General features: G+C 38.9%; 13 protein-coding genes. 4 read left to right on the forward strand and 9 right to left on the reverse strand.

Annotated features, from left to right (window positions below):
• Positions 1-63: 63 nt before the first annotated feature.
• The 4 genes from era to bsdcttw_RS20760 all read right to left on the reverse strand — a co-directional run bounded on the left by era (position 64) and on the right by bsdcttw_RS20760 (position 5,857).
• Positions 64-972, reverse strand: coding sequence for a GTPase Era (gene era, locus bsdcttw_RS20745; protein WP_185256699.1), 909 nt, complete (start codon positions 970-972; stop codon positions 64-66).
• A 53-nt stretch (positions 973-1,025) separates the two neighbouring features.
• A complete protein-coding gene (locus bsdcttw_RS20750; RefSeq protein WP_185256700.1) occupies positions 1,026-3,974 on the reverse strand; it encodes an insulinase family protein in 2,949 nt (982 codons plus the stop codon).
• A 327-nt stretch (positions 3,975-4,301) separates the two neighbouring features.
• The gene (locus bsdcttw_RS20755; RefSeq protein ID WP_185256701.1) at positions 4,302-5,180 is read right to left on the reverse strand and encodes a DUF4097 family beta strand repeat-containing protein; all 879 of its coding nucleotides are present in this window, start codon (positions 5,178-5,180) and stop codon (positions 4,302-4,304) included.
• Entirely contained in the window at positions 5,177-5,857 is a 681-nt protein-coding gene (locus tag bsdcttw_RS20760; protein ID WP_185256702.1) for a LiaF transmembrane domain-containing protein, read from the reverse strand. Before bsdcttw_RS20760 ends, bsdcttw_RS20755 begins: the two co-directional genes overlap by 4 nt.
• 216 nt (positions 5,858-6,073) lie before the next feature.
• Between bsdcttw_RS20760 and bsdcttw_RS20765 the strand changes: the two genes are divergently transcribed.
• Together bsdcttw_RS20765 and bsdcttw_RS20770 are read left to right on the forward strand one after the other, a co-directional pair.
• Positions 6,074-6,997 (forward strand): diacylglycerol/lipid kinase family protein, encoded by a 924-nt coding sequence (locus tag bsdcttw_RS20765; RefSeq protein ID WP_185256703.1) that lies wholly within the window; start codon positions 6,074-6,076, stop codon positions 6,995-6,997.
• A 42-nt stretch (positions 6,998-7,039) separates the two neighbouring features.
• Positions 7,040-7,915 (forward strand): VanZ family protein, encoded by an 876-nt coding sequence (locus bsdcttw_RS20770; protein WP_185256704.1) that lies wholly within the window; start codon positions 7,040-7,042, stop codon positions 7,913-7,915.
• Here bsdcttw_RS20770 and bsdcttw_RS20775 read toward each other — a convergent pair.
• Entirely contained in the window at positions 7,912-10,275 is a 2,364-nt protein-coding gene (locus tag bsdcttw_RS20775; protein WP_185256705.1) for an ATP-dependent DNA helicase, read from the reverse strand. The genes bsdcttw_RS20770 and bsdcttw_RS20775 overlap by 4 nt on opposite strands.
• A gap of 129 nt (positions 10,276-10,404) precedes the next feature.
• The gene (locus bsdcttw_RS20780; protein WP_185256706.1) at positions 10,405-11,064 is read right to left on the reverse strand and encodes a hypothetical protein; all 660 of its coding nucleotides are present in this window, start codon (positions 11,062-11,064) and stop codon (positions 10,405-10,407) included.
• A gap of 258 nt (positions 11,065-11,322) precedes the next feature.
• Here bsdcttw_RS20780 and bsdcttw_RS20785 point away from each other — a divergent pair, with 258 nt between their 5' ends.
• Positions 11,323-11,688 (forward strand): DUF1292 domain-containing protein, encoded by a 366-nt coding sequence (locus bsdcttw_RS20785; protein ID WP_185256707.1) that lies wholly within the window; start codon positions 11,323-11,325, stop codon positions 11,686-11,688.
• 162 nt (positions 11,689-11,850) lie between these two features.
• Here the strand turns inward: bsdcttw_RS20785 and bsdcttw_RS20790 are convergent, their stop codons facing one another.
• Both bsdcttw_RS20790 and gltX read right to left on the reverse strand, forming a co-directional pair.
• Positions 11,851-13,854 (reverse strand): ATP-dependent helicase, encoded by a 2,004-nt coding sequence (locus bsdcttw_RS20790; protein ID WP_185256708.1) that lies wholly within the window; start codon positions 13,852-13,854, stop codon positions 11,851-11,853.
• Positions 13,855-13,858: 4 nt separating this feature from the next.
• Positions 13,859-15,322, reverse strand: coding sequence for a glutamate--tRNA ligase (gltX, locus tag bsdcttw_RS20795; RefSeq protein WP_185256709.1), 1,464 nt, complete (start codon positions 15,320-15,322; stop codon positions 13,859-13,861).
• 554 nt (positions 15,323-15,876) lie between these two features.
• Between gltX and mgrA the strand changes: the two genes are divergently transcribed.
• On the forward strand, positions 15,877-16,869 hold the full coding sequence (mgrA, locus tag bsdcttw_RS20800; protein ID WP_330602297.1) for an L-glyceraldehyde 3-phosphate reductase: 993 nt from the start codon (positions 15,877-15,879) through the stop codon (positions 16,867-16,869).
• Positions 16,870-17,062: 193 nt separating this feature from the next.
• On the opposite strand, the gene bsdcttw_RS20805 is transcribed toward mgrA, so the two are convergent.
• Positions 17,063-17,473, reverse strand: coding sequence for a zinc ribbon domain-containing protein (locus bsdcttw_RS20805; protein WP_185256710.1), 411 nt, complete (start codon positions 17,471-17,473; stop codon positions 17,063-17,065).
• Between the last annotated feature and the right edge of the window lie 229 nt (positions 17,474-17,702).

Genomic DNA, 17,702 nt, shown 5'->3' on the forward strand with positions numbered 1-17,702 from the left:
CCCACCTTAGAGCTGTTTTAAACCGGGAATCCTATCCAGCTTGAAGACTATTTCTAAATTTTCTTACATCTCACGCTTATCGTAGCCATAATTTTTAATAAGAAAATCACTGTCACGCCAGTCCTTTTTAACCTTTACCCAAAGCTTTAAATTGACCTGCATATCAAGCAGGTTTTCAATTTCTTTTCTTGCCTGCATGCCGATTTTTTTGAGCTTTTCTCCATTCTTACCTATTATAATGCCTTTATGACTGTCTCTTTCACATACAATGGTAGCATCAATATCTATCATGCTGCCGTCTTTTCTCTCTTTCATACGGTCTATTGCTACAGCTATTCCGTGTGGAATCTCATCACTTAGAAGCCTTAGGGCTTTCTCTCTTATGAGTTCTGCCGTAATCTGCTTCTCTGGCTGGTCCGTGATGGTATCTTCATCATAATACATCGGTCCTTGAGGCAAATACTTAAATATCGTATGAAGAAGCTCTTTGGTATTCTCACCTTTCAAGGCAGACACCGGTACGATATCCGCAAAGGCATATAAATCCTTATAAGCCTCTATGAACTTTAATATCTCCTCTTTCTTAACAGTGTCAACTTTATTGATAACAAGAATAACCGGGGTCTTTACGGCAAGCAGCTGTTCTGCAATATGCCTTTCACCGGCTCCGATAAAGGTGGACGGCTCTACCAGCCACAACACCACATCTACTTCCTTCATGGTGCGCTCTGCTATGGAAACCATATATTCTCCCAGCTTGTTTTTAGCTTTATGGATACCGGGGGTATCTAAGAAGATAATCTGACCGTTTTCCTCCGTATAAACAGTCTGTATACGGTTTCTTGTGGTTTGAGGTTTATCAGAGGTTATTGCTATCTTCTGCCCGATTAAATGGTTCATTAAGGTTGATTTGCCGACGTTTGGCCGTCCGATTAACGTAACAAACCCCGATTTATATTCTTGTTTTTTCATTTATTATTCTTCACACTTTCTTTTGTCTTGTATTGATAGAAATAGTATCCGTATTATTTTGATAGATTCTTTACTTCGAGGAATAAATCCCTGTTTTGCTCGATCTTGCTCTCACTGCCGATTACACAGAGATTACCGCAGTCCATAATGGCTTTTACAATGTCAGAGAGCTTCCTGATATCTTCCTTTGTAACATGAAGAATTTCATCTCTTTGCTTTTGAACATCGGCTTCGGTAAGGCCTGTAATATAAGCTCCCATGGAAGCATCCCCCTTCATACGAGGTGTACGGGGAGTATCTATACCGCTGATAGTACCGATGATATACTTTGTCATATCCCGTTCATCCGCTGTGAAGCTTCTGATATAATCCGCTGTCTTCTCATAGATTTCGTTGGTTTCCTTCAGATTAGGGTCACGGTATGAGGTAAAATATCCGTTTCCGCTGATACTGGAGAAACCGCACATGCAGCCATAGGCTCCGCCTTTTACACGGATATTGGTCCAAAGGTATTCATAACTTAAGATAACTTTCAGTACTTCCAATGCGCCGGTGTATTCAAAACCTGCCTTCATAAAGTTACCCGTTCTTGCTACATACTGAACCTGCCCGGAGGTTTTAAAACCTTCGTTTGCTTGTATAAGATCAAAGTGCTCATTTACTTTTTCAATCGGCTCATCCTTTAACTGTTCTACAAAGGGCAGAAGCTTATCCTTTAAGGTGTCCAATCCTTCCTCATTAGAGGTAAAGCTGATAATCAGATTATCTCTTCTGAAAATATAATTCATCAGAAGTTTCAGCTTGCTGATGGTCTCATCAGCTTCTGCTGCGAAGTTTCCTTCCAGTCTTTCAATAAATTTATAGAATGAAATACCCTTTACCTCTTCGCTGAACCTTGAGCTTTCAGAAAAATATGACATAGCTCTGTCCACAGCTGCAGAATGTCCTGCTGAGGTTAAATGCATCAGTAATCTTGATTTTATTTCTGATATAATCTCAAGCAGACGTTTCTTATCATCAAGTTTGGTAAAGCTTATGATCTCTTTTAATAAATCAAAGGCATCATCCATTTCTTCATACAAAGCCTTTACATCCATAATCAAAGCCGGCAGGTATTCATTCTGGGTATTCTTCTTGCCGTAGCAGCTTAAATCCGTGCTGATGCCACCGGTATGGATGTTGATTTCATTGGACAGCTCCAAATATTTGTAGTGCTCTGTATCCACTAGCCCCAAAACAGAGGAAAGAAGTCCGATATAAGGCGTCAGTTCTTTCGGAATATCCTCCAGGTCAAAGATCAGGCGCATATAAGCGATTCCGTTGGTGAAAACATTATGATGAACAATGGTAATACCATCTATGTCTTTCTCACTGTTATAGAAAGGCTGTGATTTTGTATCGATATCCTCTACGTTGAGTAAAGGAATGCTCTCCAGTTCTTCTCTGGTGGAAGGTGTATCCTGGTACTCTTTTAAGCTCCTGGTATCTTCTATCAGCTTCTCCAGTTCTGAAACTGAAAGGCTGTTTTTATAGTTCTTCAGCTTTTCTTTTAAATTTGCTTCTTTTTCTGAGGTAAGTCCTTTTTTAGGAACAAGGGTTACCAACGCTATATGAGAGCTGTTTAATAAATAATTCTCAATTAGTCTGACATAATAATCTGTCTGAATTTTAGCTTTTAGATTATCAAAGATGGCATTGGAATTCAATTTAATAAAGGGCTTGGAATCATCATATAGCCAGCTGCCAAGCATCTGTATGCCATACATAAGGCCTTTGGGAAATTGTCCAAAGTCTGCTTCTCTGTATTTGAACTCATAGTAATTAATAGCAGCACGAAGGGACTTCTCATCCACACCTTCCCGCACTATTTTCTCCAGCGTTTCTCGAACAATCTTAATAAACTCTTCTTTTTGGTTGATATCTGCATTCTTTGCTACAATTGAAAATATCGGCTGGTAAGTGTCGCTATCATAACTGCTGATAATGTCCTTTCCGATTCCCGCATCTAATAAAGCCTGCTTTAAGGGTGAGCCCGGTGAGGACAGTAATACATATTCCAGTACCTGAAATGCCATGCACAATTCACTGTCAAGGCTGGTGCCAATTGACAGATTATAACTGTAATAGGTATTATTAGAAAGCTCCTCCTGCTCGCTCAAAGGATAGAAGGCAGTAATATCTCTGTGGGTTTTAAAGGGTTCCTGGAACTTAATTTCTGAGTCCACAAAATGGTATTCAAATTGACTTAAATATTTCTCGTGGAGCCAGGAAAGCTTCTCATTGACATCCATATCCCCATACAAATAGATATAACTGTTGGAGGGATGGTAATATCTATTGTGAAAATCCAAAAACGCCTCATAAGTCAAGTCCGGAATATAATCCGGGTCCCCGCCTGACTCCACTCCATAGGCTGTATCCGGAAACAAAGCATTCTGTATCGTACGGAATAAAAATTGTTCCGGAGAGGAGAAGGCTCCCTTCATTTCATTATAAACAACTCCATTATAGATTAAATCGCTCTCCATGCTTTCAAGCTCATAATGCCAGCCTTCCTGCCGGAAGATTTCTTCCTTGTTATAGATATTCGGATAGAACACTGCATCCATATATACATGCATCAGATTCTGAAAATCCTGTTCATTACAACTGGCAACGGGATATATTGTCTTATCCGGATAAGTCATGGCATTTAAAAATGTATTAAGTGAACCCTTGGCAAGTTCAATAAAAGGATCTTTAGCCGGAAAGTCCCTGGAACCACATAAAACGGAGTGTTCGATAATATGGGCAACCCCTGTGCTGTCAAAGGGAGGTGTCCGAAAGCCTACAGAAAATACCTTATTGTTATCATCATTTGAGACAAGGGCGATTCTGGCACCTGTTTTCTTATGTTTTAACAGTACACCGAAACTATTTATGTCTTTTAACTCCTCTTCATAAAGGAGCTCATACTCTTCTAAGCTGCCTAATTCCTTGCTGCTTTTTATATTTCTGGCCATATAGTACCTCCTTATATTAATGGATTTTCTTTACTTCCCCTTTTATCATGCTTTTTATTATAGTATCCCCTTATAAACTATTGGATAGTATACCATATTTTATCAATAATGTCATGTATAACCTGCTTTTCGGAAATATGATCAGGTCAAATACTTTCTTTAGGGAAAGAATTGCTTATATTCTTATATTTATTTCCATATAGGTCCTTTCATATACGTAAATGCATAAAAAGCCGGTAATTAACCAGCTTTTTATGCATTTAATATTTATCATATTCAATTCTAAATTATTCAGTAAAAAATACCTTATATCCTTCTGCAGGAATATTAATTCTGGAAATCAACAGAGATACTGCCAACACCACCGTCGATGTCAATTGAATTTTCTGCTGTTACATTATTCCAGGACATCTTTCCGTATTTATTTCCATCAATATAGATATTGCCAACACCAGGATTGACTTTGATATTATAATCATCCGTTGAACCATTTAACTTCAATTTGATGTCACCAACACCTGCATTGACTGTATTTCTTCCGTTTAGTGTACCTTGAATATCAATAGAGCCAACTCCCGCATCAATATCCGTTTCCTCTGACATTACATCATCCAGAGTGATCTCACCAACTCCGCCATCAATCTCAAGCTCTTCGGTCTTTATGCTATTTCCTTTAATATTCCCAACTCCGGCATTAATATCAAGCTTCTCGGAGTTCAGATCTTCAATTCTTATATTGCCGGCACCGGCATCAATAACAGTATCTCTGGCTTCAAAGCCGTCCGGAAGATAAACGGTTATATTCGGCTTTGTGTGTACTTTTATGCCCCAATTGAAGATGTTCCAGAAATCTGATTTCGTAGTAATCTTAAGTTCATTTCCTGAGACAACGGTCCTAAAGTCTTTTGAAACATCTGTAGCTGTTACCCTTACCTTATCACTGTCACCCTTAACGATAGAAAGTTCTCCGATTCCATTCTTGATATTAAGATTTGCAACTCCTTCGAATTCCTTATCAAAATCCATAATATCTCCTCCTGAAGAATTCTCGGTCTTACTATCCCTCTCTGATACCTTGGATGTTATGTTTGTAACCGTCATGATACCTGTGGTTATTCCTGTTATGATAGCTGTTATGATAACGACTGCCAGAAATATTGCAAATGCCATAGCTGCATACTTTACTATTTTTTGAAATTCACTCATTTTATATCAATCCCTCCAAACATACAGGTGGAGTTCACATAAACCGTCGGCTGTGATTCATCAAAGGTTTTACCGGCTTTATTGCTTACTCCGCCAAAGATGGGTATATTGGACACTTTAACATTAACATTGCCGGGCACTGAAATGTCGATTCCGCCAAAGGCAACAGTTGCATTGATAACAATATCTTCTTCAATAATAGCTTCTCTTAAGTCCAACTCTACTCCGCCAAAGATTGCGTTCATATTCGTTCCCATAAATCTTTCACCACGTATATGATATTCGTTTCCGGCAAAGATAGCTGAGTGCTGGTTCATGCCGCCTTGGAACTTCACATTCTTAAATTCATCTCTTCTTCCCTGGAAAGAATTGCGAAAGATGATACTAACTCCGATTAAAACAAAAACTAAAGGAACAATTAATTTACCAACTACATGAAAATCCAGAATATTCAACTGGCCTAAAAAGAGCATTACCCCTACCAAAAGCCATATAAGATTGCCTGTTCTGGGGCCGTTCTGAAAGATACTCACAACACTTGGTATAATGATTAATAATGTCCACCAACCGGTGAAGAAAAGATTAAAATCCCACAAGTTCATTGCGTCTCCGCCGAACCCGACGCCAAGTATAATAAAAATAATCCCCCATATTAGATTAGATGCTGTTAATTTCATAATGAATTACCTCCTTGCTTTGATACTCTTATGATACAAAAACAAAGGTGTTTTCACAAGTTACATTTGTCATATGTTTTGCATGGCATCTGTAATATGTTCACTGTTGACTTTACACCTAATTTTCGATAGAATTTACATAGGTTTCACAATTAAAAACTGCTTTGTGAAAAAAGAAAATCCATCTGCGCGAAACGCGCTGGAATAGGGGAATACATGTATCATTTTATAATAAATCCGCATTCCTGCACCGGCAAAGGACTGCACACCTGGCATCAGATTAAGGCGGAGTTAGATAGACTCTCTGTTCCTTACGAAAGTTATCTGACCACACATCCCGGACATGGAAAGGAACTGGCTGAACACTTGTTTACACAACATGCCGGTATACTAAAGGTAGTCATCGTAGGCGGTGACGGAACACTCAATGAGATAATTAACGGTATTCCTGATATGGAAAGAGCTCATATAGGTTATATCCCCGCAGGCTCCAGTAATGATTTGGGAAGAAGCCTCGGTCTTTCTAAGAATCCAATTGCAAATCTTACGCGTATACTAAACAGCAGTTCCCTTCATTTAATGGACATTGGGTTGGCTTCTACTCAGGATGGGAAACTGCAGAACAGGTTTTTAGTAAGCAGCGGCCTTGGGTATGATGCTTATGTATGTGTGGAGGCTTTACGATCCCCTCTAAAAACTTTTCTAAATCATCTTAGATTAGGCAAACTGACTTATATCATCATTGCAATTATGCAGCTTTTTGCAAGACCCTTTATGGAAGGGATGATATCAGCTGATGGCAGTGAATTTAAACACTATAAAAAACTTCTCTTAATCACTTCCATGATACAAAAATACGAAGGCGGTGGTATGAAAATGTCACCGAGTGCAGACCCTAATGACGGAAAGCTTTCAATTTGTTTTGTCCATGGACTTTCTAAACTTCGGATTCTGACTTTGCTGCCTTTCCTGTTATTTGGTAAACATACGGGATTTAATGGTGTAGAGACTTTTGACTGCGAGGAATTAAGAGTAAAACTTACAACCCCTCACGCTATTCACTTAGACGGAGAATGCCCCGGACGATATAATGAAGTTACAGTTACATGCCTTCCTAATAAGATTCAATTGTTACAATAATAATAAAGTAATACATACAAATGCAGAAAGAAGGTATCAGTTATGCCAAAAAGTACATCCTATACCACAACAGCCACTATCCTGTTCAGTATTTTAACCCTTGTTCTTGAGCTTGGTGCATATTATTTTCTAACTGTTTCTATTTTTACTTTTTTGATTACTGCTTTTTTGGCACTTCTTTTCTCCCATTTGACTCTGGTCATCAGCCAGCACTTTGAATCTTGTTTTACTTATCAGCTCTTACATCTACTGATGTGGGGAATCATACTCTTTCTGCTGTACATCGGAAATGATTCTGACTTTATTTCCTTCTCCTTAGTGCTCCTTTTGTTTCCTTTCATCCATTGGGCATGCTGCATATTATACAGTATTCTCAGAAATCTTTGGGACGAAGGCGGGCGTTTAACGGGTTTCAAAAATTATTTTAGGAACAGTTCCATTCTATTTCTGCTGGTTTATGCTGTTTTTCTTACATATTGGCTCTTTCTTGCCAATACGGACAGCCGCTTCCATGCAGAATCCTTTTCCATTAATTTTGTTCCCTTTTTAACCTTAGCAAGTCTGATAACAGACCTTATAGACAAAAATATAACCCTGTCCCACATATTTGCCTTTCTGGGAGACAGGGCGCTGATATATCTTCCTTATGGATTCTTTTGTATATTACTGGCTAAAAGGCAGTCACGCCTGATTCGTTTCCTTTTACTTCTGCTATTTCCTATCTTGCTTGAAGTATTACAGGGATTATTAGCTATTGGCAGCAGCGACATTGAAGATGTTTTCTATGGTCTGTTGGGTGGCTTTTTGGGCGGGTTATTGTATCATCTTCTTAACCGCATTTACCGGAATAGAAAGGGTATGGAGTTTCTTGCCACCTCCCGCCGCTTTTACTCAAACCGAAGCTCTCTTCATTTTTAATGTGATTCATGGCTTAACCAGAATTCTTTTATCAATCCTTTTAATTCATTCTTATCGACCACCTGATAGGGGAACCATTCCCTTGGAAAGAGCTCCTGATATCGACTATCTAAAAATCGCTCTTCCAAAAGGAGAATTGCCCCCTTATCCTGTGTGGTTCTGATTACTCTTCCGGCAGACTGAAGCACCTTATTCATTCCCTGATACAGGTAGGCATATTCAAAACCGCTGCTCTTTGTTTCCTGATAATATTTTCGATATAATTCTTTTTCCCCGTTTACCATGGGAAGTCCTGCTCCAACAATAACCGCTCCGATCAAACGGTCATGTTTTAGATCAATTCCTTCACCAAACACCCCTCCCATAACACAAAAGGCGATTCTTGTACTATCGGGATTAATGGTAAAATCATTTAAAAAGTTCTCTTTTTCTTCTTCTGTCATAGAATTGCCCTGAACCACTACATTAGCAAGTATTCCTCTGGAAAGCTCCTCAATTTTATTTAACATCTGATAAGAAGGAAAAAACACCATATAATTACCCTGTTTGCATTCCGTAAAAGTCTTTATATACTCAATGATTTTCCTGTATTCTTTCTCATTTCTTTTTGAGTACTTGGTACTGACATCTCTGCCCACAGCAATAAAACGGTTCTCTTTCTCAAAGGGTGAAGGCGCATATACCGCATAATCATCTTCTCTTCCTCCAAGCTGTTCTTTATAATACTGTATGGGTAACAGCGTCGCAGAGAAAAACACCGCACTTCTTCCTTTATCCAGACGGCCTTTTAAGTTATCTGAGGGGTCCATGCATAACAGTTTGATAAAGAACTCCCCCCTATCCGTATAATCCGTATAAGTAATATATTTATCATTGTAAACATCATATATTCCAAGGAAATGCCTTATATTCATGTAGGTTGTAAGCACTTCCTCTTTTCCGTCAAAATCCTTGTGATCCGTCAGAAAATCCTCATACTTGGTCATAAGGTGCATCAGATGAAGTACCAGGTCAGAGACGTTTTCCTGTTCCTTCGTCTCATCGCATTCCCTCTTTAATTTTAACAAATCATTGTTGATTGTATCCAACGCTTTCTCGAAAGCCTTGTCTTTCCCTTTTACCAGTCGTTTGACCTGAAGGATTTCTTCTTTAAACAGTACTGCGCTGTACATCTCCCTTGCTCGATCTACCAGGTTATGAGCTTCGTCTATTAAGAAGACATAATCATTCTTCTTTTCATTCTGGAAGAAGCGTTTTAAATAGACATTGGGGTCAAATACATAGTTATAATCACAAATTATCAAATCTGCCCAGGTCGCTGTATCCAGACACATTTCGAAAGGACAGACATTGTGTTTTTCTGCAAAATCAAGAAGCTTTTCTCTGGAAATATCATCTTCTGAAACCAGTAAGTCATAAACAGCCTCATTTACTCTGTCAAAATGCCCCCTCGCCCGGGGACAGCTATCGGGATTACAGTCAGCCTTATCTAAAATACATATTTTATCTTTTGCTGTAATAGTTACTGCTTTTAGAAGGAGTCCTTTCTCCGTTAACAGCTGCTTGGTCTCCTCTGCCACCGTTCTTGTAATAGTCTTAGCGGTCAGATAAAAAAGCTTCCCGGTCAGTCCTTCTCCCATAGCCTTTATGGCCGGGAAAACCGTTGAAATCGTTTTTCCAACTCCGGTAGGAGCTTCTATAAAGAGCCTTTTATTACGAAGAATGGTTACATAGACATCCGAAACCAGCTTCTTTTGCCCTTCCCTGTAGTTAAAGGGAAATTCGATTTCCTTGATACTGGTGTTACGTGTTCTGCTCCACCTAATCTGCCATACAGCCCACTTAGCATATTCTTTTATTAAATTATCAAACCATATACTTAATGTTTTGAACTCCAGAGTTTCCTCAAAGTACTTCTTGTCTTCTGTGTCAAGATTACAGTAGGTCATACGTATTCCGATAGTATCAAGTTCATTCTGCAGCGCATAAATATAAGCATAGCACATAGCCTGCGCCTTATGCACCGGCACAGGCTCTGTAAGATATTCAAGATCCATATACATACCCTTGATCTCATCAATGGTTACTATCTCTTCTTTTATAATGCCATCAGCTCGTCCTTCCACAACAAAAAGGAATTCAATATCCCCTGCACTGATCGGAAGGCTTATACTAAGCGGTACCTCTGCAGTATAACTAGTCCCCATCTGCTTCTGAATTTTCCGGTGAATCCGGCTGCCCTCCTGCATAGCCTCTGCTTCTTTCCTTCCCCCATGCCTGTTATCCAGATCTCCTGAGCGAAAGATGAATTCAACAAGGTTCCTAACTGATATTTTTACTACTTCTGCCGTATCTCCCATTTATTCCTCTTCTCACCAATTCTTTATCTCACACAATATATTATGATTCAGGTGGCTGACAAAAATGAAAAGCATCCTTTTTGTTATCCGCCAAAGATGCTTTTGCCTTATAGTATCTGTATTCTAAGGCTAGTAATAGTCTGTATAGTCTTCCTCATCATCATCACCATACATACCTTTTTCATAGCCCTTTGTCCAATCCTTATTGCCCATTCTCTTCCTGTTCTGAGGTCTTGTCTGCTTTATATTATCCTTTTCCAGTACCTGACTCTTACGTTTCAGAACCTTTTTTTCCTTTTCCAGACGTTTAATCGTTTCCATCTTATCCGTCTGAGGCTCTTTCTCTTTGCTCTGGCTGTTTCTTGCCTTTAAATCATTGCGCTGACCTGTGGCTTTGCCTTTACCATAGTTTTTGTCACTCTCGTAATCATCCTCTTTACGAAAACCGTATCCACCGCCATAATTATCCCTGCCAGAACTTCCATATGAGCTCTTATACTTATTCTCTCTGGTTCCGTCCGTAAAAGCTTTGGCGCCATTGGTTCTGTTGCTGTCTTTACCGCCATAACTGACTGGCTTATTATCTTTACTCTTGCCCTGGCTTACATTCTTAGAGTAGGTATTATTTCTATTATCACTATTACTCCTACTCTGGTATCCTGTGGTTTTCGAATCATTGCTTCTTTTGTTATCTGATTTGCTGTATGTGTCTGATGTGCTGTGATTATACCTGTTCAATCCACGGTTATCTGTCGGCCTGCTGCCGTCCTTCGCATTGATTGTAGACACGTAAGTTCTCCTCTCCCTAAGCAAAAAATTCCGAGTCAAATCTATTGTCTATTTTATTCAATTTTTGTTTCTTGTCAATATGTTTTAAGAAAAATATCTCAGTATTTACCTTAAGTTTACCTTGCATTTTAATGCTTAATCTGGTAAAGTCAAATTGTGATACAAAGGGAACAAATTGAGAAAGATTTTTCTTAAAATCCCAGTATAAATATTTATGCCTACAAGCATAACAGGCATACTGAAAGAGAGGTATTTTAAATGAGCGAACACGTACACGGCCATGATTGCGGCTGCGGACATGATCATGACCATGAGCATGAGCATATGAATGTAACTTTAACACTGGATGATGGCAGTGACTTAGAATGTGAAGTTCTTTGCATATTCCCTGTAGGCGAGAAAGATTATATCGCACTCGTACCTGCTGACAGCGAAGAAGACGAAGAAGGCGAGATCTTCTTATATCAGTTCATAGAGCATGACAATGACGAAATCGAATTGCTTAACATTGAAGATGACGAAGAATTTGAAGCTGTATCCGATGCTTTTGATGAATTAATGGATAGCGAAGAATTTGACGAAATGTTTGGTGATGATGAAGAAGAAGGCGAAGACGAAGAATAATATATCTTCCCCTCTATAAAACAGAATAACCGCCGGGCTGCTGTTCAAAAGAACACTCCCCGGCGGTTTTTGTATGTTTTTTTATCAATAATTAGAGCCGCCCTGTCACCTGTAATGCTTAGTATCGGTATAATAATCGATGCAAGTAAGACGACAAGTTGGTCAATTAGCTAACAATGTTAAAAGTCTGTTTTGAATACAATAGTCCAGATTCATTGTTTTATAGACAGCTTTTTCTTCAAAGTAAATAGTAATCTTACCATCCTGATTGGTTTTAATGGAACCCTTTCCATAAGTTTTATGCTCTACAAGCGTCCCCGGTGTTAAGGTATCCCGGTCTACGAGCATCTCACCTACGAATCTGGATAAGGTAAGTTCCTTCCCATATCTTTCTTTTGAAGCATATATATGAAGATACTCTTTTGCTCTGGTTACCGCCACATAAAAAAGCCTCCGCTCTTCTTCCATATCAGCTTCCAGGATTGCTTTACGGTAAGGTGTAATTCCTTCGTTCGCGTCTACAATGAAAACAACCTGATATTCCAAACCTTTAGAACTATGCATTGTTGCTAAGGTTACTCTGCTCCCGCCCATTTCTCTGGCCTCTTTTGCCTTCACCTTTAATTCCTCTTTGTACTCATCCATATGTAAGAACCAGGCAGTGAAAGTATCATATCCTTTGGCACTTTCCGATAATTCATCCAGCACCTCTATTAACTCCTCTGATTTCAAGTTTCTGACTCTGGCATACTCCTCAATGAATCCTTCATAGCCAACACCTTTTCGAATATAAGTGAGTGCCCCATAGGGATTCATTGTTTTAATCAGGTTTAAATCATATTCCAGCCTATCAATGCGGTCTAACATCCAGTCCTTATCACCGTAGAATTTTCTTAAATTCAGGAAGTCTATCTGTGACTCTTTTAAAGCTTCCCTGTTTATATAGCGATTCGGCCTGTTGGCTATCTGCAGAAAATATCTTCTTTCACGTTCTCCCATTGCCAATCTGATATATGCAATAATATCCTGGGATATCCAATGCTCATAAAGATTTGGAATACGGTCTCTCATTTGAAAGGGGATATTATATTCCATCATTTTTTCCACTAGTGCTCTTGGCTGGATATTGGTTCGAAATAATACGGCTATTTGTGAAAAATCAATTCCGCTTTTATTATACTTTAAGATTTCTCCAACCACAGACAGATTCTGGGCTTTTAAATTCTCAAAGGAGCGGATTGCGACTTCCCCGCTTAATGCTACAGCGGATCTTATCTCTTTACCATAACGTTTGGCATTGTTCTTAATCAGTGCAGAAGCACATTGCACGATTTTTCCTGCACAACGATAGTTATTGGTCAGCTCAATCCTTTTACTGTCCGGATAATCGTCTCCAAAGTGCAGCATGATTTCAGGTCTTGCCCCTCTAAAGCGATAGATGGCTTGATCGTCATCACCTACAATAAAAAGATTATTAAGAGGTTTCGCTAAAAGTCTGATAACATCATATTGAATTTTGTTAATATCCTGGAATTCATCGATTAAGATGTATTGGAATTTATTCTGCCACAAAGAAAGAATGTCCGGTCTTGCGCTTAAGAGCTCGAAGCACAGCACCAGCATGTCATCGAAGTCTATGAGATTAGAATCTGCAAGCTTATTTTCATAAGCACGGTATATCTTCTTAAAATTATCATCGGAACAATTTATAGAGTAATAATGCTCCAAATCAAGTCTTTCTCCTTTGACAAGGCTGATTTCTGATAGGATTTCCTCTGAATATTCCTTCTCATCTTCTACCTCCAGGGAAAGCTTGTGAATAATTTCTTTTATAAAAGCGTAACGCTGATCGTCTCTGATAATATTAGATGCATTATACCCATATGCATATTTCAATATGGTAAAGAACACCGAATGAAAAGTTCCAAAGGATATTCCATGATGCTTCGATCCGGTTAATCTATGAAAACGCTCCTTCATCTCCTCTGCCGCGGCTTTGGTAAAGGTAATAACCAGGACATTAGAAGGGGCAGCACCGTATTCCTCAATCAAGTGCTGTACCCTTCTGGTAATTACAAGTGTTTTTCCGGAACCGGGCCCTGCAAGCACCATCATGGGCCCGGTGTGATGTCTGATTGCCGCAAGCTGCGACTGGTTTATTTCCATAGGCTTATCCCTGCCTTAATTTCTCAATACCAACCTTAATTCTTCGAAGGCTCTCCTCTTTACCGATGATGTTCATAATCTCATAAGCACCTCCGGGAGTTGACTGCTTACCGGATACTGCCGTACGAAGGGGCCAGAGTCCTGTACCATTCTTGATGCCTTTTTCTGTAATGTATCCCATAATTACTTTTTCAATGCCCTCTACAGAGTAATCCTCAAGAGCCTCTAAAAGCGGAAGCTGCTCAATCAAAACCTGCAGAGAGATTTCGGAATCCGTCTTCATCTTCTTGTGGGTATACATAGCGGTATCATAATCCGGAAGTTCTTCAAAGAAATCTATCATATCCTTAGCATCCAGTAAAGTTTCCATGCGGCTCTTAATCAGGTCAGCTATTTTCTTTAAATCATAGTCCTTGTGAACAACTTCTTTAACATGGGGAAGAATAAGTTCATAGTACTTTTCACTATCCATGTTTTTAATGTATTCACCGTTCATCCATCTTAATTTCGCCATGTCAAAGACTGCCGGAGACTTATTAATATGAGTGTAATCAAATTCTTTAATTAATTCTTCCAGTGTAAAGAGCTCTTCATTCGTCCCTGAGCTCCATCCAAGAAGAGCAATAAAGTTCACGATTGCTTCTGTCACAAAGCCCTGCTCTAATAAATCTTCAAAAGAGGAATGACCGCTTCTTTTTGAAAGTTTCTTGTGCTCTTCGTTGGTAATCAGAGGGCAATGTACATAGATTGGCTCCTCCCAGCCAAAAGCATGATAAAGTCTGGTGTATTTCGGCGTGGAAGATAAATACTCATTTCCTCTTACTACATGTGTAATATCCATCAGGTGGTCGTCTACTACGTTAGCAAAGTTGTAAGTAGGATAGCCATCGGACTTAATGAGAATCATGTCATCAAGTTCTGCGTTATCTACAGTTATCTCACCATATATGGCATCCGTAAATGTTGTGGTTCCTTCCATAGGAATATTCTGACGGATAACATAGGGAATTCCTGCTGCCAGATTGGCTTCGATTTCTTCTTTGCTTAGGTGAAGGCAATGCTTATCATACTTAATAATCTCCTTCTCCTCTTCCTCAGACACTACACTTTTTAAGGTAGCTAAACGTTCTTTGGTACAGAAGCAGTAGTATGCCTCTCCTTTTTCAATAAGCTCTTTTGCATATTGAAGGTAAATTCCGCTTGCTTGCCGCTCACTCTGAACATAAGGGCCATAGCCTCCGTCTTTATCTGGTCCCTCATCATGTACCAGTCCGGTCTTTTTTAACGTGTTATATATAATCTCCGTTGCACCTTCCACAAACCGTTCCTGATCTGTATCTTCAATACGCAGAAGGAAATCTCCTCCTTCATGCTTTGCTATCAGATACTCATAGAGAGCAGTTCTTAAATTACCTACGTGCATTCTTCCTGTAGGACTTGGTGCAAATCTGGTTCTTACTTTTTTCATCATCTTTTCCATTGCATATAGCAGAATATCTACAAGCTTGTCTAAGAAATCCTAATTAAAATAGCTTAATAGTAGATATTGGTAGCTATGCTGCCACAAGTAATAAGGAGTGAAAGAATCTGTATGTGGCAATCCTTTCATATCAAAATTTTCTTCCACCCGTATTCCAAACCTCATATCAAAGTTCTATTTTTATCTTTCCCGATACCAGGTTGGTCGCTATTAAAGTATATTGTACTGTTAAATATAAAACATGATACTTTTCCTGTCAATATGAATCCCCTAAATTAAGCTTTTCTGTTTGGTTACTTTAGATAAATTCATTAATATAGGCTTTTGTTTAAAAAGTTACTGCTGCTTCCTACATAACACATAATAAATTACAGCTTGTATATAATATAATACCTTGTTTTTCCTGCCTGTACATTATATCATGAATAGAAGGCATGACGCTTTATTATAGCATAAAAATCTGAAGGAGGTTAGCCCTTACTAAAAAATAAAGAGCTGAAAAACTCCATCTATACTAAATTGAATCGAGGTGTTCTAAGATTATGTATCAAGCGAATGAGAAACGTTATGAAACCATGGTATACAAACGCTGCGGAAACAGCGGCCTGAGACTTCCAGCTCTTTCATTGGGATTATGGCACAATTTTGGTTCCGTAAATAATTATGACAATATGATTAAACTGGTTACTACTGCTTTTGACCACGGAATTACGCACTTTGATCTGGCTAATAACTATGGTCCGGTTCCAGGTTCCGCAGAAGAAAACTTCGGTATGATTCTAAAAAAGGAATTAAAACCTTACCGTGATGAAATAATTATCTCCTCAAAAGCAGGCTACTATATGTGGCCCGGCCCTTATGGAGACTGGGGCAGTAAAAAGTACCTGATGTCCAGCCTGGACCAGAGTTTAAAGCGTCTCGGAGTGGACTATGTGGATATATTCTACCATCATAGACCAGATCCTGATACCCCTTTGGAAGAAACCATGGGAGCTCTTGATCAGATTGTACGCTCCGGTAAGGCACTCTATGTCGGAATCTCCAATTATAAGGGCGAGCAGGCAGAAAAAGCCATCAAGATATTAAAGGAGCTTGGTACTCCGCTTCTCATCCATCAGCCTAGTTACAACATGTTTAACCGTGCTGCTGAAACAGACCTCTTCCCCGTACTAGATTCCTATAAAGTCGGAAGTATTGCCTTTTGTCCTTTAGCACAAGGTCTTTTGACTAATAAATATTTAGGCGGAATTCCGGAGGATTCCAGAGCTGCTGATCCTAATAGCCCTTTCCTTCGCCCGGATTCTGTTACAGAGGATACTGTAAGAAAAGTACAGCAATTAGATATTCTGGCAAAAGAACGTGGACAGAGCATGGCTCAAATGGCTCTTGCTTGGGCATTACGAAAAGATACTGTTACCACCGCACTCATAGGAGCAAGTAAGGCATCACAGATTACAGAGAATGTAGAGACACTTAAGAATCTTGCTTTTTCAGAAGAGGAATTAAGAAGAATTGATCAGATATTAATAGGATAACATGATTAAGAAGACTACTTTAAAACAATAGAATGATCAGAGCCTCAAAAGTTCTGTCTTTCTTATTGGGACGGCAATTACACAAAGCAGAATGATAAACGCTGGTTCAATGTTCAAAGAGGCATTTGTTCTTTCTGCTTTGTATAAATAGCCTGTAAACATATAAATAAGGCCAGACATTCCTTGTGCTGTATTATTTTCCGTAGAGCTGCTGTATGTAACTATTGATATCAACCCCATTAACTCCAGCTTGTTGCATAAACCATTCCAGATAAAATACCACAAGAATAATTGACATTATTAATACAATAAATGATGCTCTTGCCCAATTCTTCTTACTTGCAGGAACTTTACCTGAAAATGACCAGTATAAAAGCATAACAAGATACAAAACACTTCCTACAATCGGTATAAATGGAAGAATCATACTGCCAAACCAATTTCCAAAGGATACCGGTTTATCATTTTCTTTCACTTCATTATTCTGATGAATCTCTGCTGTATGAAACTCCTGAAATCCCTGTTCTCTTAAGGATGCGCCGCAATAATCACAAAAATTTGCGTTGGCATTTTCTATCGTTCTCCCACAGGATTTGCAAATCATATTTCTACCTTCCTCTCGGACTACTCTTCATTTACATGGTAATAAGCCCTGTAAAGTCCTTATATGTACAATTTCCAACATAAATACTCTTTCGCCATTATAGCATAACAAATCTTAAAACAAAAGAACAATCTTGACCATTGAATTTTAATTCCAATATGTTACTATTAGTATTAAGTTCAGCCGAGTTGGTGAGAGCACCAAAATATAAATCTCCCCCTTCTCAAAT

The sequence above is a fragment of the Anaerocolumna chitinilytica genome (assembly GCF_014218355.1).
GTDB lineage: Bacteria > Bacillota > Clostridia > Lachnospirales > Lachnospiraceae > Anaerocolumna > Anaerocolumna chitinilytica.

Bases quoted from the DNA above. Each gene is read 5' to 3' on its own strand.
- era (WP_185256699.1), bottom strand. From the start codon at position 972: ATGAAAAAACAAGAATATAAATCGGGGTTTGTTACGTTAATCGGACGG.
- bsdcttw_RS20750 (WP_185256700.1), bottom strand. From the start codon at position 3,974: ATGGCCAGAAATATAAAAAGCAGCAAGGAATTAGGCAGCTTAGAAGAG.
- bsdcttw_RS20755 (WP_185256701.1), bottom strand. From the start codon at position 5,180: ATGAGTGAATTTCAAAAAATAGTAAAGTATGCAGCTATGGCATTTGCA.
- bsdcttw_RS20760 (WP_185256702.1), bottom strand. From the start codon at position 5,857: ATGAAATTAACAGCATCTAATCTAATATGGGGGATTATTTTTATTATA.
- bsdcttw_RS20765 (WP_185256703.1), top strand. From the start codon at position 6,074: ATGTATCATTTTATAATAAATCCGCATTCCTGCACCGGCAAAGGACTG.
- bsdcttw_RS20770 (WP_185256704.1), top strand. From the start codon at position 7,040: ATGCCAAAAAGTACATCCTATACCACAACAGCCACTATCCTGTTCAGT.
- bsdcttw_RS20775 (WP_185256705.1), bottom strand. From the start codon at position 10,275: ATGGGAGATACGGCAGAAGTAGTAAAAATATCAGTTAGGAACCTTGTT.
- bsdcttw_RS20785 (WP_185256707.1), top strand. From the start codon at position 11,323: ATGAGCGAACACGTACACGGCCATGATTGCGGCTGCGGACATGATCAT.
- bsdcttw_RS20790 (WP_185256708.1), bottom strand. From the start codon at position 13,854: ATGGAAATAAACCAGTCGCAGCTTGCGGCAATCAGACATCACACCGGG.
- gltX (WP_185256709.1), bottom strand. From the start codon at position 15,322: ATGAAAAAAGTAAGAACCAGATTTGCACCAAGTCCTACAGGAAGAATG.
- mgrA (WP_330602297.1), top strand. From the start codon at position 15,877: ATGTATCAAGCGAATGAGAAACGTTATGAAACCATGGTATACAAACGC.
- bsdcttw_RS20805 (WP_185256710.1), bottom strand. From the start codon at position 17,473: ATGATTTGCAAATCCTGTGGGAGAACGATAGAAAATGCCAACGCAAAT.